Genomic DNA, 18,355 nt, shown 5'->3' with positions numbered 1-18,355 from the left:
TCGCCTTGCAATCCGGTGGTTTTTCATTCGTTTGATTGAAATTCGCCGTGGTCGCCCACCGGCCTTTGTTAGAGAAGTCACGATGTTAGCGCATCGTGGCTTTTGTTTATTTTACACTTGCTATACTTGTATTATACCACAGTAGGAACATTTCGGAACAACATCGAACAACAATTTCATTCGTATGTTGCAGCATAAAAATTAGTTCATCCGCTTGCGGAACAGTTACTATTCAGAACCATAAGAATATGCTATAATTAAGAGTCGTATACCACGTTAGATTTCGCGCTTGAACAGATGAGCTGAAGCGGACTTCACACAGGGTACACGATTTCTTGATTTCACTTTAAAAGTAAAGGATTTGATGACGTTGTAGCGATGTTATACGTCGATCATACGTGAATGTGAATACATGCTGCGGTCAGGGGATTCGATGAGAATCCTGTGCGTTGTGGAATATAGATTATAGATATCATTAATGATGGATTTGAAATAAATACGGAAAACGATATGTGCATAGATAAAATAAAGCGTGAGGTGACTATATATGTTGGATAAATTACAGGCGTTAGCCGACCGTTATGACAAGTTGAGCGAGTTGTTGTGTGACCCGGATGTGGCAAGTGACAACAAAAAGCTGCGGGAATATTCCAAAGAACAATCGGATCTGCAACCGACTTATGAAGCGTACAATGAGTACAAACAGGTAAGTGAGGATCTTGAAGCAGCGAAGGAAATGCAGGGCGAAAAACTGGATGATGAGATGCGCGAGATGGTCAAAATGGAAATTGACGAACTGAGCACTCGCCAGAAGGAATTGGACGAATTGATTCGTGTACTCATGTTGCCAAAAGATCCGAATGACGACAAGAACGTTATTGTTGAGATTCGCGGAGCAGCTGGTGGTGATGAAGCCGCGTTGTTTGCAGCAGATCTGTACCGGATGTACACACGTTATGCGGATGCACAAGGCTGGCGTGTAGAGCTGATGGACGTTAACACAAATGATCTCGGTGGATTCAAAGAGGTTGTTTTCCTGATCAACGGACGCGGCGCTTACAGCAAAATGAAATATGAGAGCGGCGCACACCGCGTGCAGCGTATTCCAACAACCGAATCCGGCGGACGTATTCATACGTCAACTTCAACGGTTGCGGTGATGCCTGAAGCTGAAGATTTTGATATCGAAATTCATGATAAAGACATTCGTGTCGATACGTTCTGTTCCAGTGGTGCCGGCGGACAATCGGTTAATACCACGAAATCCGCAGTACGGGTAACGCACGTTCCAACGGGAATCGTGGCTACGTGCCAGGATGGAAAATCCCAGAACTCTAATAAGGAAAAGGCGTTGCAAGTTCTTCGTACACGGATCTTCGATATGAAACGTATGGAAGAGGAAGCGAAGATCTCTGTTGAGCGGAAGAGCAAAGTGGGAACGGGCGACCGCAGTGAGCGTATTCGTACGTACAACTTCCCGCAAAGCCGTGTTACGGATCACCGTATTGGTCTGACGATGCACAAGCTGGATCAGATCATGAACGGAGAGATTGAAGATATCTTGTCTGCACTGACGATTGCTCAGCAGACCGAGTTGATGGATAGAGGAGAATAATCTGTGAGCCGCGCGCAGTTCGTCATGACGCCGGAACAGAGCTGTCGGGAAGCCTTCGTGGAGGCTTCCTCTTTTTTGGAGAAGTGCGGCGTGTACGAGCCGCAAAACAATGCTCGGCTGCTGCTGGAACATATACTCGGCGTCTATGGAGCCCAGTACTACATGATGCAGCCGGAGCCCTTTCCCAGCGAGCATCGCAGCCGCTGGGAGGACGCCGTCACGCGCAAGGCTGCGGGTGAGCCGGCGCAATACATTATCGGCAGCCAGGAATTCTATGGGCTGCCGTTCGAGGTCACGCCGGCCGTGCTAATTCCGCGGCCGGAGACCGAGCTGTTGGTCGAGGCTGTGCTGCGCGAAGCCGATCGCGTGTTTCCTGACGGCGCTCCGCTCGCCGTCGATATCGGCACGGGCAGTGGTGCCATCGCGGTGACGATGGCTTCACTGCGCCCGCGCTGGCAGGTTGGCGCCGGGGATCTCTCGGCGGCTGCCCTGCAAGTGGCCGCGCGGAACGCGGCCGCGAACGGCGTGCAGATCGACTTCCGTGAAGGCGATCTGCTGGCCCCGTTCGCCGGGGCACGGGTGGACATCCTGGTGTCCAACCCGCCATACATCCCGGCGGCGGATATCGCCGGGTTACAGCAAGAGGTGCGCGATCATGAGCCGCGCATGGCACTGGACGGCGGTCCGGACGGGCTTGCACCGTACCGTATCATGCTTGAGCAACTGGGGCTGTTGCCTGCGCCGCCGCAGATCATTGGCTTTGAGCTGGGCCAGGGACAGGCTCGCGACATCGCGGTTCTGCTTGAAACGGCGGGACATTGGCCGGAAATTATCATTGTACCGGACCTTGCCGGAATCGAGCGGCATGTCCTGGGTGTTCGTACTTCGGAACAGGTGACGAAAATGTAAGGTTCCGCGGGTTTTCTTTTTGCCGTGAAATCCTCTACAATGAGATATACCGGAGATTTCTGAATGCTTGGGGGAACATAATTACATGCTGCATAAATTAAAAAAGATAGACTACTCTATTGTTTTCATATTACTGGCTCTCATGGTTATTAGTATCATGTCTATTTACAGTACGACCTTTGGAAGACCGAGATGGGAAGCCTTTCCCAAAAACATGATTATTTTTTATTGTTTAGGCTTTGTTGTCTTTTTTGGCATGTCCATGATCAACTATAAGTTTATCGTGAAGAATTACCTGTACATCTATGCAGTAGGCATGTTACTGCTGGTTCTGGTTCTGTTTGTCGGGAAAGAGTATTATGGAGCACAAGGTTGGCTGTCGATCGGTGGATTAAGTCTCCAGCCATCGGAGTTGTTCAAATTATGTCTTATTGTTTTTTTATCAGCCTTGCTGGCCAGGAAAAAGAATAGAACACTATATTTCGGCCGGGATGTCATTCCGATCAGCTTATGTGTGTTGCCCCCATTGATGCTTGTCATGTTACAGAATGACTTGGGTGCGGTTCTGAGTTATATTGTCATTCTGGTTGGTCTCTTATGGATCGGTAATGTGAAATTTACACATGCGGTGATCGGTTTTGTGCTCGCTGTTAGTGCTATTGTTGCGGGCGTTCAGGCATATATTCATTATCATGACGAAATCACAGGATTTTTGAAAGGCATGAATCGTGCTCACTGGGCAGAGCGATTTGACCCTTGGCTTGTACCTGAACTGACATCAAGAGACGTATTATGGCAGACCTATAATGCCAAACTGGCCATTGGTTCAGGAGGCATTAGTGGCAAGGGATACATGGAAGGTACCACGATTCAGTCGAACCGGGTCCCGCTGGCTTATGCCGACTCCATCTTTGTGCAGATTGGAGAAGAATTTGGCTTTGTTGGAGCGTCCGTATTGCTCTTGCTTTACTTTATACTGATCCATAGGCTTGTGCTGATTGCACTGGAATGCAAAGATAGGGTGGGGCCTTACCTGATTGTGGGTATTGTTGCCATGTTGCTATACCAGGTGTTTGTCAATATTGGTCCATTTATCGGACTCATGCCGTTGACGGGGATCACCTTGCCATTTATCAGTTATGGAGGAACCTCTCTAATTATCAATATGATTAGTATGGGGATTGCAATGAGTATCAAGGTCCATACCGAAGAGAACGAAGATATTCTCGGATCGTCTGAACAACCAAGCATCACGGAGCTAATTATGAAGTTGTTTAGAAGAAAACCGTCCCAGCAGGAACAATAACCTTCATAATCGATGACGGGACATAGAAGCTATAGAACAAGGAAGACTGACTTCAATCCTGAAAACAGACCCATCCAAGCAAGTGTGGATGGGTCTGTTTTGTTTTATATTTAGCAATCTAGACTGTTGAATCGTAATCAGGGTTTCCATTTGATCATCCAATTTTATACAATGGTAATATTGAGTGTAATTGGAAATGATAGAATGTTGAATCCAGGGGGATGGACGGAGACATGTTGAGAATGCTGAAGAAGATGGACGGTGTGATACTTTTTGTAATGCTGCTGCTCATGATTATTAGTGTATTTGCGATTTATAGCGGGACGCAGACCGATGCCACCCTGGCGAATCATCATATCAAAACGCTGTATTTCTATGCCGCCGGATTCATTGCGGTGCTCGTCATCGGGCTTGTGAATTACAAGTTATATGTGAAATATGCGTTTTATTTGTATGGCTTGGGAATCATACTGCTGATCCTGGCCAATGTCCTGGGCAGTTCGATCAATAATGCCAACGGCTGGCTGAAGCTGGGTGAGAACTTTTCGTTTCAACCGGCAGAACTGTTCAAGATGATTCTGATTCTGTTCCTTGCCCATTTGATCGTGAAGAGACAACGAAGCACGCTGGAGTTCTGGAGAGATATTGTGCCCATTGGCTGCTGGGCATTTATTCCGTTTGCCCTGGTCATGGCTCAGAATGATTTGGGTAATGCGCTGGGATATGTGGTGATTCTGGCTGCGGTGTTCTGGATCGGGAATATGAGGCTGAAGCACGCATTGATCGGACTGGCGATTATAGGAGTGGCGTTTTTTGGCTTTGTCAAAGCCTATACCTTCTACCATGACGAGGTGTTCACCTTTCTTGAAAAGGTGAAACGGGAGCATTGGGCGGAGCGCATTGATCCTTGGTTGGTACCGGAAAAGGCTACCTCCAAGGCTTCGTGGCATACGAAGAATGCAGGATTAGCCATTGGGTCAGGGGGAATCATCGGCAAAGGTTATTTGCAAGGAACATCCGTTCAGAGTGGACGAGTCCCCTATACGTATTCTGATTCCATTTTTGTCGTGATCGCAGAGGAGTTTGGCTTTGTCGGTGCATCCATTCTGATTCTGCTGTACTTTATACTGATCCACCGCATGGTGCTGATTGCTCTGACATGCAAAGACCGCGCAGGACCCGTCATCATTGTAGGCATTATTGGTATGCTGTTGTATCAGGTGTTCGAGAATGTGGGGGCATTCCTCGGGCTGATGCCGCTCACAGGCATTACGTTACCGTTCATCAGTTATGGCGGCACCTCCTTGCTTATTAATATGGCATGTATTGGGGTGGTCATGAGCATTAAGTTGTATGGGCAAGAAGAGGAGGATGAACTTCTGATGGGGGAGCAGCAACCCCGGTTGTCGGAACGGTTATGGAATGTGCTCAAGAAAGAGAAAAGTGCTGTGTAATTGTTGAGTCGGTTTAGGTACAAGGTGATAAGTAAAGCGGCGGAGTGTATAACGCGTGATATTAAATGGAAATAAAGAGGTTGGTTTGCCCTGTAACCAGGTGCAGATCAGCCTTTTTAACATGACTGTTGAGCGAATGTAAATCATAGAATCGATGTAGTAGATTTATTGCAAATGCTAGGTTTACTTCCGGTTCTCCGGGGCATACTGATAGACATGAGAGAGTTGCAGGTAACGTGAACAGAGAGCCGAGGGGGAGAACGGAATGAACAGACGAATTGTAAAGCAAATTGGACTTATTATTGTATGTCTTATGATGATTATCATGATGTGGGAAGGTCAGAAGACGGATGCAGCTGTGGCGGCCACAGCGATTCCGGAACAATCGATTCGCTTGCGGATTCTCGCAAACTCGGATGCACCGGGAGATCAATTAGTGAAACGCGAGATTCGGGATGCTGTCGTTGCTCAGATGGGTGAGTGGGTAGCTGAGCTGGAGAATCCGCAAAGTCTGGATGAAGCGCGCAAGGTTATTCGTGAGCATCTGTCTGAGATTGAGGGTCGGGTAGGAGAAGAGCTGGCCAGTCGCGGTTTGCATTATGAGTATCAGGTGGAACTGGGTTCTGTGCCGTTCCCAACCAAACTATATGGTGGCACCGTGTATCCTGCGGGAGATTATGAAGCGGTTCGGATCACGCTGGGCGAAGGCAAAGGTCAGAACTGGTGGTGTGTGTTGTTCCCGCCGCTGTGCTTCATTGATGCAGGGACCGGAGATGCACTGGCGAAACCTTCAACCGTATCCGCTGCAGCGGCTGAACCTGGAGATGCTGAGGCGTCCGTGCAGGGAGATACACCGGAGGCGAGATTCTTTCTGTGGGACATGGCTGTGAAACTATGGAGTTGGGTCACTAGATTATTCGTATAACAATGTATTAACAATACACATAAGGGTGACTTCGAATTATGAAGCTGCCCTATATACATGAGTGTGAAGAAGTTACAGCTAGACTCATGCGTGGAGCGAAGTGTGAAGGGCATCTGGGGCGGGACAGGTATGTTATAATTGCTTATATTGAAAATGTTTGTGAACTAACCTACTTGAAGTTTAGGAATGATGATATATGAGCAGAGAAAACCGTGAGACGAAAACTCCGGGAGAACTGGTCACCGAGATGTGGGATGTACGCGTCTTGGTGGCCGAGGAAAAAGATCACGGATTGGGTAATATTAATGGGTTGAATGTGAAAAAGGGGAGCGCCGATCAACAGGCGCTCGCCGACTTGCAGGCTGCCGCAGCCTGCATCCGTCAAGGACAGACGGTGGCCTTTCCGACCGAGACGGTCTACGGCCTGGGTGCCGATGCGCGTAGCACAGCAGCCGTGGAGGCTGTATTTGTTGCCAAAGGCCGACCTTCCGACAATCCACTGATTGTGCATATCGCGCACCGTGACCAGTTGGATGCGCTGGTCACGGAAGTGAATGAAACGGCAGAAGCGCTGATGGCGGCCTTTTGGCCGGGACCATTGACGCTCGTGTTGCCGGTTAGGCCGGGGGCGGTGTCACCGCGTGTCACCGCCGGTCTGGACACGGTGGCCGTGCGCATGCCGGACCACCCGGTGGCTTTGCAGTTGATTGCGGCGGCGGCATGCCCTGTGGCTGCGCCAAGCGCTAACCGCTCCGGGCGGCCAAGCCCAACACTCGCGTCTCATGTGCGCGAGGATCTGGATGGCCGCATCGGCGGCATCGTGGACGGCGGCCCCACTGGGGTGGGCGTCGAGTCCACGGTCGTGCAGGTCGGTGACGACGGTGCCGTCACCATCCTGCGCCCTGGCGGCATTACGGCGGAACAACTGTCCGCCGTTGTCGCCCGTGTCGCCACGGACCCCGCGCTACTCGCGGAGGGGTCCACTGGCGTGGGCAGCCCGGCGCCGCGCTCGCCGGGCATGAAGTACACGCACTACGCACCCGCAGGGGCGCTGTGCGTGGTGGAGGGGCCGCCCACATCGGTGGCGGCCTGGATCAGCGCCGCCCTCGCAGAGGCGGCGCAGCGCGGAGAGCGCACCGCGGTGCTGGCGTTCGCCGAGCACGCGGAGCAGTACCGCGCCGATGCCGTGTTCTCGCTGGGCGACGCCAGCGAGCTGGAAGAAGCAGCGCGCCGGCTATACGCCGCGCTGCGCAGCTGCGATGAGCAAGGCGCCACATATATTGTGGCTGAAGCCTGCTCACGCGAAGGGCTGGGCGCAGCCGTCATGAATCGGCTGCTCAAGGCTGCAGGTAACCAACTCATACAAGTTGGCAACCAGCAACCCTCCTAACCTCTCCTGATCATACAGTCAGGGAGAGCTAATCACCCTTTTTTTCAAAACAATATCAAGATATCTATAAAGCCAGCATCGAATTCCATAGCTCCTTCACCGTTTACCTTTCATCGGTCATGTTTAGGTCCTTGTCCGCATATCGTGTACAAGAACCTTTACGTGACTTGGGGGTATGGGGATGTGGGATGTGTCTGCCCATGTAGGGCAGTTGGTAACCATTTTGATCATGGCTGTTGCGCTGGGCCTTGATGCGTTCTCGCTCGGAATCGGAATTGGCATGAAGGGCATTCGACTGAGGGATGTATTGCGGATCAGTACAGTAACAGCGCTGTTTCATATCATCATGCCGCTCATCGGCATGTATATGGGCAAATACGTCAGCTCGCTGCTCGGTGACATTACGACTTATGCGGCGGGGGGATTGCTTGTTCTACTGGGTGGTCATATGATTCTGAATGCATTCCGCGAAGGTGATACCAAGCTGGTGAACCACCGTTCTCTGCTGGGCGTTGTTTTGTTCTCACTCAGCGTAAGTGTGGATTCGTTTTCCGTTGGCGTTTCACTAGGGATGTTTAGTAATGATCTGATATTGACAGTCCTTGCCTTTGGTGTGTGTGGTGGGGTGATGTCGGTTATGGGTCTGCTATTAGGCCGCCGGGTGAGTCAGAATCTCGGTGATTACGGCGAAGCTATTGGTGGCGCAATCTTGCTAGCGTTCGGACTTTTGTTTATATTTTAGAATAAAACGTGAGTAATCATATCGTTCGCATCATATGTAAAATGGGGAGGCTAACACAATGAAACATATTTTATTCGTATGTACAGGGAATACGTGCCGCAGCCCCATGGCAGAGGGGCTTTTGCGTAAATTGGCATCGGAGCGCGGCATTCAGGTAGAGGTTCGTTCCGCAGGTGTGGCAGCAACATCGGGTATGCCGATCTCCCGTCATGCGGAAGCGGTGTTGAGAGATCATAACGTGGAAGGACCACCTCATTCCACACAACTTAGCTCCAATCTAGTAGGTTGGGCTGACTTGGTTCTTACGTTAACACGGAGTCACAAGCAGCATGTTATGCAGGTTTTTCCTGACTCCGTCCACAAAACCTATACATTGAAAGAGTATGTGGAGGATGATGAACAGGTATTAAGTGATCTTCAGGAGTTGGACAGCCTGTTTGCGACACTGGAGATGAAACGCGCTCTTGGGCAAGAGATCCTGGCATTGGAACGTGAGCGAGCCATTGAGATCAGACAACGAATTCCAAGTTTCGACATCTCCGATCCGTTTGGGGGAAGTCGTGATGATTACAATATAGCTGCGGCCGAGATTCGGACTGCATTGGATCGGCTTTTGGATAAGCTGGGATAATTCTGATCCTGCGGGGCAGGTTATAGAAACAGGACATGTGATGTAAATTAACCGTTGATTTTAGCCGCGGGTTGTTTTATGATGAAGGGGAAAACAGGGATCCGGTGTAACTGGCGACGAAGTGGGCATAACCACGATGGAGCACCGGAACAAACGGCCGGTCGCCTGGGCAAAAGAGCAATTCTGCGTTACCCGCAGACTGCTCTTTTTTTCGTCTTTCATCTGATTATTCGCTATAATAGTACCTGAGATGCCGTGCAAGAATACGAAGGACAGCCAAGAGAAAGCGGGCATGATTTTATCGGGAGGCGATAATAGGATGACTATAGAGTTAGATTCGGAACAACCCGGATTGCAAGAACAGACCGCATCCATTTTGCATGAACTGGCGCTAGCCGGACTGCTTGGACCTGGACAGATCGTTGTGATCGGTACAAGCACAAGTGAAGTCGCAGGCGAGCGAATTGGTACGAGTGGTGCCATTGAAGTGGCGCAGCAGCTTCTTGCGGGTATACGCGAGGTGCAGGAGGAGTTCGGTTTTGACACGGTATTCCAATGTTGCGAGCATCTGAACCGTGCGCTGGTAATGGAACGTTCTGTGCTAACTCGTCTTGGATTGACTGAGGTTGGTGCAGTACCCGTGCCCAAGGCCGGAGGTTCCATGGCATCCGCAGCATATCGTTCGCTGACCGATCCATGTCTGGCTGAACATGTGGAGGCCGATGCGGGTCTGGACATTGGGGAGACGATGATTGGCATGCATCTCCGGCATGTAGCCGTACCTTATCGTACAGCGCTCCGCTATGTTGGAGATGCCCGTGTGACCACAGCGTTGACTCGTCCGAAGTTGATTGGCGGCGAACGTGCGGTGTATCGTATGGAAGAACAACCAGATTCGACATTTTGTGACTAACATATGAAGCGAGACCAATTGAGTTACACTCCTGACTTTGATTGCATCACCATCTTCCGATCGCTGTTATCCCCAGATTTTTTTGAATTCCTTGATAGAAGGAGAAATCCGGTGATAGCCTATGCTTCCGGAGTAGCTTTCTAAAGAAAGCTTTTAGGCGACCACTTCGTTTCTTCAGATTGGTGCTGCACTCGCCGTTTTTCGTGTAAACATTAGTTTCACTTTATAACTTCACTTATACCTGGGAGGAATTTAATCATGGAACAATTGCGCAAGAATGACCCGGCAGTACTGGAAGCGATGAATCTTGAACTGAAACGTCAACAGAACAACATTGAGCTGATTGCATCCGAGAACATCGTAAGTGAAGCAGTAATTGAAGCATTGGGATCTGTTCTGACCAACAAGTACGCTGAAGGATATCCTGGCAAACGTTACTATGGCGGTTGTGAGCATGTGGACATCGTTGAAGACATCGCGCGTGATCGTGCAAAAGAATTGTTCGGAGCAGAACACGTGAATGTTCAGCCTCACTCCGGCGCACAAGCGAACATGGCAGTATATCTTGCAGCGTTGAAACCTGGTGATACTGTACTTGGTATGAACCTTGCCCATGGTGGACACCTCACACACGGTAGCCCGGTTAATGCATCCGGTTTGCTGTACAACTTCGTAGCATACGGCGTACAGGAAGATACATTCCTGATTGATTATGATGAAGTACGCAAAGCGGCTTTCAAACACCGCCCTCGTCTGATCGTTGCAGGTGCAAGTGCATATCCGCGTACCATTGATTTTGAAAAGCTGGCTTCCATCGCCAATGATGTAGGCGCTTTGTTCATGGTGGATATGGCTCACATCGCCGGACTGGTTGCTGCGGGTTTGCATCCAAACCCGGTTCCACATGCGCATTTCGTTACAACAACAACACACAAAACGCTGCGTGGACCTCGTGGTGGTATGATTCTGTGCCGCAAAGCATGGGCAGCCGCGATTGATAAAGCCGTATTCCCGGGTTCCCAAGGTGGACCTCTGATGCACGTGATTGCTTCCAAAGCCGTAGCATTTGGTGAAGCACTGCAACCTTCGTTCAAAACGTATGCACAGAATGTTGTGAAAAACGCACAGGTTCTGGCTGAAACACTGATCGCTGAAGGATTGAATATCGTATCCGGTGGTACAGATAACCACTTGATGCTGATCGACACACGCAGTGTGAACATCACAGGTAAGGAAGCTGAGCATGTGCTTGATTCCATCGGTATTACCGTGAACAAAAATGCAATTCCATTCGACCCTACTAGCCCGTTTGTAACGAGCGGTATTCGAATTGGTACACCTGCTGCAACTTCACGTGGCATGAACGAAGAAGCGATGGTAGCGATCGGTAAGATCATTGCCAAAACACTGAAAAATCCAAAGGATACAGCGAAACTGGATGAAGCTCGTGCAGAAGTGACTGCACTGACAGACCAATTCCCGCTCTATACCGACCTTAAATACTAAAAAACTTTGCTGATGGTGTTTGTATTTGAGTTTTTCAATGTAAACACTCAGACGGAGCAAACCGAAAGAACCTGAAGAAGCGTAGCGCTCGCCTTTATCCCCGGATTTACCCCTTATTAAGGTGGTTCAAAAAAATCGGGGGATAACAGCGATCAAAAGGTCATTCGGTTTGCGGAGCATCTTAAGTGTTTACACGTTTTTGAACATACTCAATGACATAACAGCATGAGCAAAACAGGACCGGATGACTCATTTTCCGGTCCTGTTTTTTATAGGATTCGGTATTCTGTAATGATTGGGTGCCCTTTGATGGTGTAATTCATTGTTGGTGATGATATAATATACAGGATTTATCGAGCCCATGAATGGTGGCTAGGTATATTTGGAAATGCTGAACATGAAGAACTTACCGGAGGGACAAATTAGATGGGAAAATTAGTAATATGTGATCACCCTTTGATTCAACACAAACTGACGTTTATACGCGACATGCGTACGAATACGAAAGATTTTCGTGAATTGGTGGATGAAGTAGCAACGTTGATGGCTTATGAGATTACAAGAGATGTTGAACTGGAAACGATTGATGTACAGACACCTGTAGCAGCTACACAGGGTAAAGTCATCTCTGGACGTATGCTCGGACTGGTGCCGATTCTGCGTGCAGGACTCGGAATGCTGGATGGCGTTGTGAAATTGTTGCCAGCAGCAAAAGTGGGACATGTTGGTCTGTTCCGTGACCCGGAAACACTGCAACCGGTAGAATACTACACCAAACTGCCTACAGACGTGACAGAGCGTCAATTGATTGTAATTGATCCGATGCTCGCAACTGGCGGTTCGGCAATTGCAGCCATTGACGTGCTCAAAAAACGCGGCTGTACCCAAATCAAGATGATGAACCTGGTAGCAGCACCGGAAGGCGTAAAAGCTGTACAGGATGCACATCCCGATGTGGATATCTATGTAGCAGCACTGGACGACCGTCTGGATGATCATGGTTATATCGTTCCAGGACTTGGAGATGCAGGAGACCGTCTATACGGCACTAAATAAGCATATTTTCATGCTTGTAAGAGGTTCGGAACTTATAGAAAAGGGGCTTTGCTCGAATGTCCAACAAAATTAAAGTCATGACGATCTTTGGGGTGCGTCCGGAAGCCATCAAGATGGCTCCACTTATTTTGGAATTGCAAAAACATCCCGAGTCTATTGAATCCATAGTTTGCGTAACTGCGCAGCATCGTCAAATGTTGGATCAGGTACTTGAAGTTTTCGACATTCATCCCGATTATGATCTGGATGTAATGAAAGACCGCCAGACATTGAACGAAATCACGATTCGTGTACTTGGTGGTCTGGAGCCGGTATTAGCTGAAGCTAAGCCGGATATTGTACTGGTTCATGGGGATACATTGACTACCTTTGTAGCGAGCTACGCAGCATTCCTGCAACAGATTCAGGTAGGGCATGTGGAAGCGGGACTGCGGACGTGGAACAAGCTGTCTCCATATCCGGAAGAGATGAACCGTCAGCTGACGGGAGTACTGGCTGATCTACACTTTGCGCCTACGGATTGGTCTTCTTCCAATCTTGCCAAAGAAAATAAATCGGAGTCTAGTACGTACGTCACAGGCAACACGGTAACAGATGTGTTTCAATATACAGTACGGGAGGACTACACGCACCCGGTACTTGATTGGGCCCAAGGCAAACGCCTTGTGCTGATGACAGCTCATCGCCGTGAATCTCAAGGCGAGCCTCACCGCAACATTTTCCAGGCCGTCAAACGGATTGCCGACGAATTCGAAGATATTGCCATCGTGTACCCGGTGCATCCAAGTCCTGCTGTGAAGGAGCCGGCTCACGCGATTTTGGGGAATCATCCCCGTATTCAACTAATTGATCCACTAGACGTGGTGGATTTGCATAACTTTTACCCGCATACTCACTTGATTTTGACCGATTCAGGCGGTTTGCAGGAAGAAGCGCCTTCGTTTGGTGTGCCTGTGCTCGTATTGCGCGATACAACAGAACGCCCGGAAGGTATTGAAGCTGGAACGCTGGAATTGGTAGGTACCGAAGAGGAACGTGTATATGAACGGACCAAAGCTCTGCTTACAGACGAAACACTGTATGCAAGCATGAGTCAGGCTGCCAATCCATACGGTGATGGACATGCTTCGGAAAGAATTGTCAATGCGATTTTGCACCATTTTGGTGTAAATAGTGAGCGTCCGGAATCATTTCACAGAAAATTCAAAAAATAATACTTTTTTTCTGACGGATTTATAAAGGGTAAGTATACAGTTAAACTGTACGGTTTCCGCGGGTTTATGGGCTCTAAGGGTCCATACTCCCGTCGTTTCCCCCTTTAAAACACTAAAATCATTCAATTGACAAAGGCTCTCATCATTCAGTAAAATTAACTGGGATTGCAAGGGTGGCGTGGAAAATGGCCGATTCGAACAAACCAAATTCATCCCGTAACCATGACGATAACGCGTGGAAAGCAATGGGACTCGTGACAGCATTTGGGATCGAGATTGCCATTCTCGCTGTTGCCGGATATTACGCTGGCTCCTGGTTGGACAAGACCATCGGAGGTAACGGAATATGGATCGCCGTAAGCGTTCTCTTTTTTCTTGCGGCAGGCGGTGTAAGCATCTACTTTATCGCGAAAAAAGTCATGGGGGAAAGTGATGAGTGAACTAACCAGATACCGCAGATCGATGACTGTTTTCATCATGTATCTTCTTATGGTCTGTTTTCTTACAGCGGCGTTTATGCCGCGTTTGGAAACAATTGCTTTGGGATTAGCCCTTGGGGCGGCGATCAGTTTGATCAATGCGATCTACCTGGGCTACAAAGTGAAGAAGGTGGCTGATGGTGCGGCAGAAGGTAACCTGAAACGCGTGAACCTGGGATTTTTGACAAGAGCGGCGCTCGCAGTGCTAGGTATTTTTATATCGATGCGCTATCCGCAGTACTTCAATATTTATGCGGTTGCAGGTGGTCTGGTCATTGCGCAATTTTCCTTACTGATTATAGGGATTATCAAGTCCCGCAAAGAAGTTTGATTTTTCAGGTGCTGTAGCTTTCAAGTCGAGAAAGGGGTGAAAAAAAGTATGCATGAAGCTCCAGTGATTATGCTCGGAGGTTTTCATCTTGATTTGTCCGTTTTGCTGATGTTGATTGTAACCAGTGCTATCGTTTTCATTTTTGCCATCGTGGCTACACGGAATTTGTCAGTTGAGAATCCGGGCAAGCTGCAAAACTTTATGGAGTGGGCTGTTGAATTTGTACGTAACATCATATCTAGCACGATGGATCTGAAAAAGGGAAAACATTTTATTTCTCTTGCGCTGACGATGATTTTGTTCATCTTCATAGGTAACATGCTAGGGCTTCCATTCCAAGCAGTGACGGATGTCAAGGATGTAAATGCAGCAACGGTATTCGGTAAGCCAATTGTCACAGCAGTAGAAGCCTATGAAGAGGCTCACGCTAGAGACCCGGAAGCTCATCCTCATATTGAGATTGCATGGTTCAAATCGCCAACAGCTGATTTGTCCGTTACAATGGGACTTGCTCTCGTAGCCTTCCTCGTAGCTCACGGTCTAGGATTGTTCCGTAACACACGCGGTTATCTGAAGCACTATTTTCAACCTTACCCGTTTTTCGTGCCAATCAATATTATTGAGACAATCTCAAAACTAGTGACACACGGAATGCGTCTATTTGCAAATATCTTTGCAGGTGAAGTGTTGATTGCAACGATTCTTAAGTTGACCACGTTTAAAGTATTCGGTGCCATAGCAGCTATTCCATTGCTAATGGTATGGCAAGGCTTTAGTATCTTTATCGGCGCCATCCAATCATTTGTGTTTGTTATTTTGATGATGGTTTATATTTCACAGACGATCGAGACACACGAAGAACATTAAGTTTGAGTCCTGCGGGATTTCTCGTCAGGCTGAACAATAAAATTTGATTTATACTTTTAAGGAGGATATACAAATGGGAGCAATGGCATTAATCGCAGCAGCAATTGTTGCAGGATTGGGCGCTTTGGGCGCGAGTATCGCTAACGGTATGGTAATCAGCAGAACGGTGGATGGTATTGCACGTCAGCCGGAAGCTAAATCAACGCTTCAAACAACAATGTTTATCGGTGTAGGTTTGATCGAGGTATTGCCGATCATTGGTGTGGTACTTGCATTCATGTTCTACGGAGCTGCCTAAATTATAAACCATGGAATGGCGGGGAAGGCTTGAGCCCTCCGCGCCTTCTTTATTAGCTAACTGCTAATATCCTGAAAGGGATAAAGTTCTAAGGATACCTCCAGGAAGGAGTGAACAGATTGAGTTTCTTATGGGAAAACACGATTCTCGCGATTGTTGCTTTTGGAATTCTATATTGGTTGATTAGTCGCTACGCATTCGGACCCTTGTTCTCTATTATGGAAAAACGTCGTGAACTCGTGATGTCAGAGATGAACGAGGCTGCTGAGACTCGTAAACAGGCTGTTACTTATGTTGAAGAACAGAAGAAAGCTCTGGAGCAAGCGCGCCAAGAGGCTCAGGATATTATTGAGCAGTCTCGTCAAACAGGCGGTAAACAGGCTGAAGCTCTTCTCGCAGATGCTAACGCGGAAGCAAATCGTCTTAAAACCGATGCAATACGCGAAATTGAGAGCGAGAAGAACAAAGCAGTTGCAGCGCTTCGCAGCGAACTGGGTACAGCTTCCGTTCAGATTGCATCCAAATTGATTAAAAAAGAAGTTGAGAACGGTCCTGCACAAGAGGAACTTGTGAACCAATACCTCAATGAGGTAGGAGGCCGACAATGAGCCGCGATACGATGGTTGCCAAGCGTTATGCGAAAGCATTGTTCGAAGTTGCTCTTCAACAACAACAGGTGCTTGAGGTTGAACAGGAACTGCGCGTAGTTGTCAGTGCATTGACTGGAGATTCCGATATTCAGAAGTTTATCATATCTCCTAATATCTCTGATGAAGCCAAGCAGAATGTGCTTCATTCAAGCCTTGATGGCAAGGTGTCCGAGCCTGTCATCCGTACGGTCTTGCTGTTGATTGAACGTGGACGCGTTGAATTGCTGGAAGATTTGCTGAACGATTATCGGAAGATTCAAGGCGAGTCGCTCGGCTTCGCTGATGCGCGCGTCTACTCGACATATGCATTGAATGATGAAGAAAAAGAAGCGGTAGCCCGTGAATTCGGTGGCCGTGTGAATAAAAAGATTCGTATCGAGAACATTGTTGATCCGACTCTGCTGGGCGGATTGAAAGTCGCCATTGGCGATACGATCTATGACGGCAGCTTGGCTGGCAAGCTCGAACGTCTTGAGCAGTCTTTTAACAGACGAGTACAGTAGATTGGGGTGAGGACACTTGAGTATCAAACCAGAAGAAATCAGTACATTAATTAAGAGCCAAATCGAACAATACAAGACCGATATCGATGTAGTCGAAGTCGGAACGGTAATCGAGGTTGGTGATGGTATCGCTCGTGTTTACGGACTTGAGAACGTCATGTCCAACGAGTTGGTTGAATTCCCAAGCGGTGTTATGGGACTCGCCATGAACGTGGAAGAAAGCAATGTCGGTGTCGTTATCCTGGGACCTTACTACGATATTCGTGAAGGCGACCAAGTGAAACGTACTGGTCAAATCATGCAAGTGCCTGTAGGCGAAGCATTGATTGGACGCGTTGTGAACCCACTCGGTATTCCAGTAGATGGCAAAGGGCCAATCGCTACAACGGAATTCCGTCCAGTTGAAGGTAAAGCACCAGGTGTAATGGATCGTAAATCGGTTCATGAGCCAATGCAAACAGGGATCAAAGCCATCGATGCAATGGTTCCAATCGGCCGTGGACAACGTGAGTTGATCATCGGTGACCGTCAAACAGGTAAAACATCCATCGCAATTGACGCGATTCTGAACCAAAAAGGTAGTGGCATGAAGTGTATCTACGTGGCTATTGGTCAGAAACAGTCTACGGTTGCTCAAGTTGTGGAAACTCTTCGTCGTAAAGGCGCAATGGAGTACACAATCGTTGTAACTGCAGCAGCTTCCGATCCATCACCACTTTTGTACATCGCACCGTATTCCGGTTGTTCGATGGGTGAGTACTTCATGTACAAAGGCGAGCACGTTCTGGTTATCTATGATGACTTGACCAAACAAGCGTCTGCATATCGTGAGCTTTCCTTGTTGCTTCGTCGTCCACCAGGCCGTGAGGCTTATCCGGGTGACGTCTTCTACCTGCACTCCCGTTTGCTGGAGCGTGCTGCGAAGCTGAATGATGAACTTGGTGGTGGTTCTTTAACCGCACTTCCGTTTATTGAAACACAAGCTTCCGACGTATCTGCATACATTCCAACGAACGTAATCTCCATCACGGACGGACAGATCTTCCTGGAAGCTGACTTGTTCAATGCTGGACAACGCCCGGCGATCAACGTAGGTATTTCCGTATCCCGTGTCGGTGGTTCTGCTCAGATTAAAGCGATGAAAAAGGTTGCAGGTTCCCTGCGTCTCGACCTCGCTCAATATCGTGAGCTTCAAGCGTTCTCCCAGTTCGGTTCCGATCTGGATAAGGCGACTCAGGCCCGCCTGAATCGTGGTGCACGCATGATGGAAATCCTGAAGCAAGGTGTTAACCAGCCTCTGCCTGTAGAACAACAGGTAGTCAGCTTGTACACTGCAGTTAAAGGATTCCTGGATGAAATTCCAACAGGGGATGTTACTCGTTTCGAGCGTGAGTTCCTCGCGTTCATGGAGAGCAGCCATCCGGAGATTCTTGCATCCATCCGTGATACTAAAGAATTGACTGCAGACAACGAAAACGCGCTGAAAGGCGCAATTGAGAAGTTCAGAAAGAGCTTTGCTGTCTCTGTCTAAATAAATGATTGCAGCTGCGGAGTTGTCTAATCGAT

The 18,355-nt window shown here is 48.5% G+C and carries 19 protein-coding genes and 1 riboswitch; all 19 genes read left to right on the top strand.

Translation table 11 applies throughout. The features are described from left to right. The first annotated feature begins 547 nt into the window (after positions 1–547). The 19 genes from prfA (at position 548) to atpA (ending at position 18,320) form a co-directional block, all read left to right on the top strand. On the top strand, positions 548–1,615 hold the full coding sequence (prfA, locus tag AC4G47_RS27860) for a peptide chain release factor 1 (RefSeq protein ID WP_062836950.1): 1,068 nt from the start codon (positions 548–550) through the stop codon (positions 1,613–1,615). Between the two features lie 24 nt (positions 1,616–1,639). Continuing rightward, positions 1,640–2,524 carry a peptide chain release factor N(5)-glutamine methyltransferase gene (gene prmC, locus AC4G47_RS27855; protein ID WP_491106814.1) on the top strand — a complete coding sequence of 295 codons (885 nt, stop codon included), beginning with the start codon at positions 1,640–1,642 and terminating at the stop codon, positions 2,522–2,524. An 85-nt stretch (positions 2,525–2,609) separates the two neighbouring features. Then, positions 2,610–3,830 carry an FtsW/RodA/SpoVE family cell cycle protein gene (locus AC4G47_RS27850; protein WP_491103759.1) on the top strand — a complete coding sequence of 407 codons (1,221 nt, stop codon included), beginning with the start codon at positions 2,610–2,612 and terminating at the stop codon, positions 3,828–3,830. A gap of 233 nt (positions 3,831–4,063) precedes the next feature. Further along, entirely contained in the window at positions 4,064–5,284 is a 1,221-nt protein-coding gene (locus AC4G47_RS27845; RefSeq protein WP_491103757.1) for an FtsW/RodA/SpoVE family cell cycle protein, read from the top strand. A 265-nt stretch (positions 5,285–5,549) separates the two neighbouring features. Further along, positions 5,550–6,209, top strand: coding sequence for a stage II sporulation protein R (gene spoIIR / locus AC4G47_RS27840; RefSeq protein ID WP_491103755.1), 660 nt, complete (start codon positions 5,550–5,552; stop codon positions 6,207–6,209). A 196-nt stretch (positions 6,210–6,405) separates the two neighbouring features. Further along, a complete protein-coding gene (locus AC4G47_RS27835; RefSeq protein WP_491103754.1) occupies positions 6,406–7,599 on the top strand; it encodes an L-threonylcarbamoyladenylate synthase in 1,194 nt (397 codons plus the stop codon). A 181-nt stretch (positions 7,600–7,780) separates the two neighbouring features. After that, complete coding sequence (locus AC4G47_RS27830) at positions 7,781–8,341, top strand: manganese efflux pump MntP (RefSeq protein WP_491103753.1); 561 nt, start codon at positions 7,781–7,783, stop codon at positions 8,339–8,341. Positions 8,342–8,399: 58 nt separating this feature from the next. Further along, positions 8,400–8,972 carry a low molecular weight protein arginine phosphatase gene (locus tag AC4G47_RS27825; protein ID WP_491103752.1) on the top strand — a complete coding sequence of 191 codons (573 nt, stop codon included), beginning with the start codon at positions 8,400–8,402 and terminating at the stop codon, positions 8,970–8,972. A gap of 96 nt (positions 8,973–9,068) precedes the next feature. Further along, positions 9,069–9,150, top strand: a riboswitch (ZMP/ZTP riboswitch). A gap of 141 nt (positions 9,151–9,291) precedes the next feature. Then, on the top strand, positions 9,292–9,885 hold the full coding sequence (locus AC4G47_RS27820) for a TIGR01440 family protein (protein ID WP_491103750.1): 594 nt from the start codon (positions 9,292–9,294) through the stop codon (positions 9,883–9,885). A 258-nt stretch (positions 9,886–10,143) separates the two neighbouring features. Then, entirely contained in the window at positions 10,144–11,391 is a 1,248-nt protein-coding gene (gene glyA, locus AC4G47_RS27815) for a serine hydroxymethyltransferase (protein WP_165980299.1), read from the top strand. A gap of 426 nt (positions 11,392–11,817) precedes the next feature. Continuing rightward, the gene (upp, locus tag AC4G47_RS27810; protein ID WP_017691929.1) at positions 11,818–12,447 is read left to right on the top strand and encodes a uracil phosphoribosyltransferase; all 630 of its coding nucleotides are present in this window, start codon (positions 11,818–11,820) and stop codon (positions 12,445–12,447) included. A 56-nt stretch (positions 12,448–12,503) separates the two neighbouring features. Beyond that, the gene (gene wecB, locus AC4G47_RS27805; protein WP_145324431.1) at positions 12,504–13,661 is read left to right on the top strand and encodes a non-hydrolyzing UDP-N-acetylglucosamine 2-epimerase; all 1,158 of its coding nucleotides are present in this window, start codon (positions 12,504–12,506) and stop codon (positions 13,659–13,661) included. Positions 13,662–13,846: 185 nt separating this feature from the next. After that, positions 13,847–14,101, top strand: a complete 255-nt coding sequence (locus AC4G47_RS27800; protein ID WP_491103747.1) for an AtpZ/AtpI family protein — start codon at positions 13,847–13,849, stop codon at positions 14,099–14,101. Next, positions 14,094–14,471: an ATP synthase subunit I gene (locus AC4G47_RS27795; protein ID WP_458124336.1), complete on the top strand. Its 378-nt coding sequence runs from the start codon at positions 14,094–14,096 to the stop codon at positions 14,469–14,471. Before AC4G47_RS27800 ends, AC4G47_RS27795 begins: the two co-directional genes overlap by 8 nt. Positions 14,472–14,519: 48 nt before the next feature. Next, entirely contained in the window at positions 14,520–15,338 is an 819-nt protein-coding gene (gene atpB, locus AC4G47_RS27790; RefSeq protein WP_458124335.1) for a F0F1 ATP synthase subunit A, read from the top strand. Between the two features lie 73 nt (positions 15,339–15,411). Next, positions 15,412–15,636 (top strand): F0F1 ATP synthase subunit C, encoded by a 225-nt coding sequence (atpE, locus tag AC4G47_RS27785; protein WP_056693857.1) that lies wholly within the window; start codon positions 15,412–15,414, stop codon positions 15,634–15,636. Between the two features lie 119 nt (positions 15,637–15,755). Beyond that, the gene (gene atpF, locus AC4G47_RS27780; RefSeq protein WP_458124334.1) at positions 15,756–16,244 is read left to right on the top strand and encodes a F0F1 ATP synthase subunit B; all 489 of its coding nucleotides are present in this window, start codon (positions 15,756–15,758) and stop codon (positions 16,242–16,244) included. Next, entirely contained in the window at positions 16,241–16,789 is a 549-nt protein-coding gene (locus AC4G47_RS27775) for a F0F1 ATP synthase subunit delta (protein WP_458124333.1), read from the top strand. Before atpF ends, AC4G47_RS27775 begins: the two co-directional genes overlap by 4 nt. A gap of 16 nt (positions 16,790–16,805) precedes the next feature. After that, the gene (atpA, locus tag AC4G47_RS27770) at positions 16,806–18,320 is read left to right on the top strand and encodes a F0F1 ATP synthase subunit alpha (RefSeq protein WP_047840700.1); all 1,515 of its coding nucleotides are present in this window, start codon (positions 16,806–16,808) and stop codon (positions 18,318–18,320) included. Positions 18,321–18,355 lie beyond the last annotated feature (35 nt).

The organism is Paenibacillus sp. Negev47 (genome assembly GCF_058313655.1).
The sequence above is the reverse complement of the archived record's forward strand: the minus strand, read 5'-3'. Positions and strand labels throughout refer to the sequence as shown.

What these genes read in the sequence shown, in the direction of transcription:
- prfA (WP_062836950.1), top strand. Translation starts at nt 548, where the DNA reads ATGTTGGATAAATTACAGGCGTTAGCCGACCGTTATGACAAGTTGAGC.
- prmC (WP_491106814.1), top strand. Translation starts at nt 1,640, where the DNA reads ATGACGCCGGAACAGAGCTGTCGGGAAGCCTTCGTGGAGGCTTCCTCT.
- AC4G47_RS27850 (WP_491103759.1), top strand. Translation starts at nt 2,610, where the DNA reads ATGCTGCATAAATTAAAAAAGATAGACTACTCTATTGTTTTCATATTA.
- AC4G47_RS27845 (WP_491103757.1), top strand. Translation starts at nt 4,064, where the DNA reads ATGTTGAGAATGCTGAAGAAGATGGACGGTGTGATACTTTTTGTAATG.
- spoIIR (WP_491103755.1), top strand. Translation starts at nt 5,550, where the DNA reads ATGAACAGACGAATTGTAAAGCAAATTGGACTTATTATTGTATGTCTT.
- AC4G47_RS27835 (WP_491103754.1), top strand. Translation starts at nt 6,406, where the DNA reads ATGAGCAGAGAAAACCGTGAGACGAAAACTCCGGGAGAACTGGTCACC.
- AC4G47_RS27830 (WP_491103753.1), top strand. Translation starts at nt 7,781, where the DNA reads ATGTGGGATGTGTCTGCCCATGTAGGGCAGTTGGTAACCATTTTGATC.
- AC4G47_RS27825 (WP_491103752.1), top strand. Translation starts at nt 8,400, where the DNA reads ATGAAACATATTTTATTCGTATGTACAGGGAATACGTGCCGCAGCCCC.
- AC4G47_RS27820 (WP_491103750.1), top strand. Translation starts at nt 9,292, where the DNA reads ATGACTATAGAGTTAGATTCGGAACAACCCGGATTGCAAGAACAGACC.
- glyA (WP_165980299.1), top strand. Translation starts at nt 10,144, where the DNA reads ATGGAACAATTGCGCAAGAATGACCCGGCAGTACTGGAAGCGATGAAT.
- upp (WP_017691929.1), top strand. Translation starts at nt 11,818, where the DNA reads ATGGGAAAATTAGTAATATGTGATCACCCTTTGATTCAACACAAACTG.
- wecB (WP_145324431.1), top strand. Translation starts at nt 12,504, where the DNA reads ATGTCCAACAAAATTAAAGTCATGACGATCTTTGGGGTGCGTCCGGAA.
- AC4G47_RS27800 (WP_491103747.1), top strand. Translation starts at nt 13,847, where the DNA reads ATGGCCGATTCGAACAAACCAAATTCATCCCGTAACCATGACGATAAC.
- AC4G47_RS27795 (WP_458124336.1), top strand. Translation starts at nt 14,094, where the DNA reads ATGAGTGAACTAACCAGATACCGCAGATCGATGACTGTTTTCATCATG.
- atpB (WP_458124335.1), top strand. Translation starts at nt 14,520, where the DNA reads ATGCATGAAGCTCCAGTGATTATGCTCGGAGGTTTTCATCTTGATTTG.
- atpE (WP_056693857.1), top strand. Translation starts at nt 15,412, where the DNA reads ATGGGAGCAATGGCATTAATCGCAGCAGCAATTGTTGCAGGATTGGGC.
- AC4G47_RS27775 (WP_458124333.1), top strand. Translation starts at nt 16,241, where the DNA reads ATGAGCCGCGATACGATGGTTGCCAAGCGTTATGCGAAAGCATTGTTC.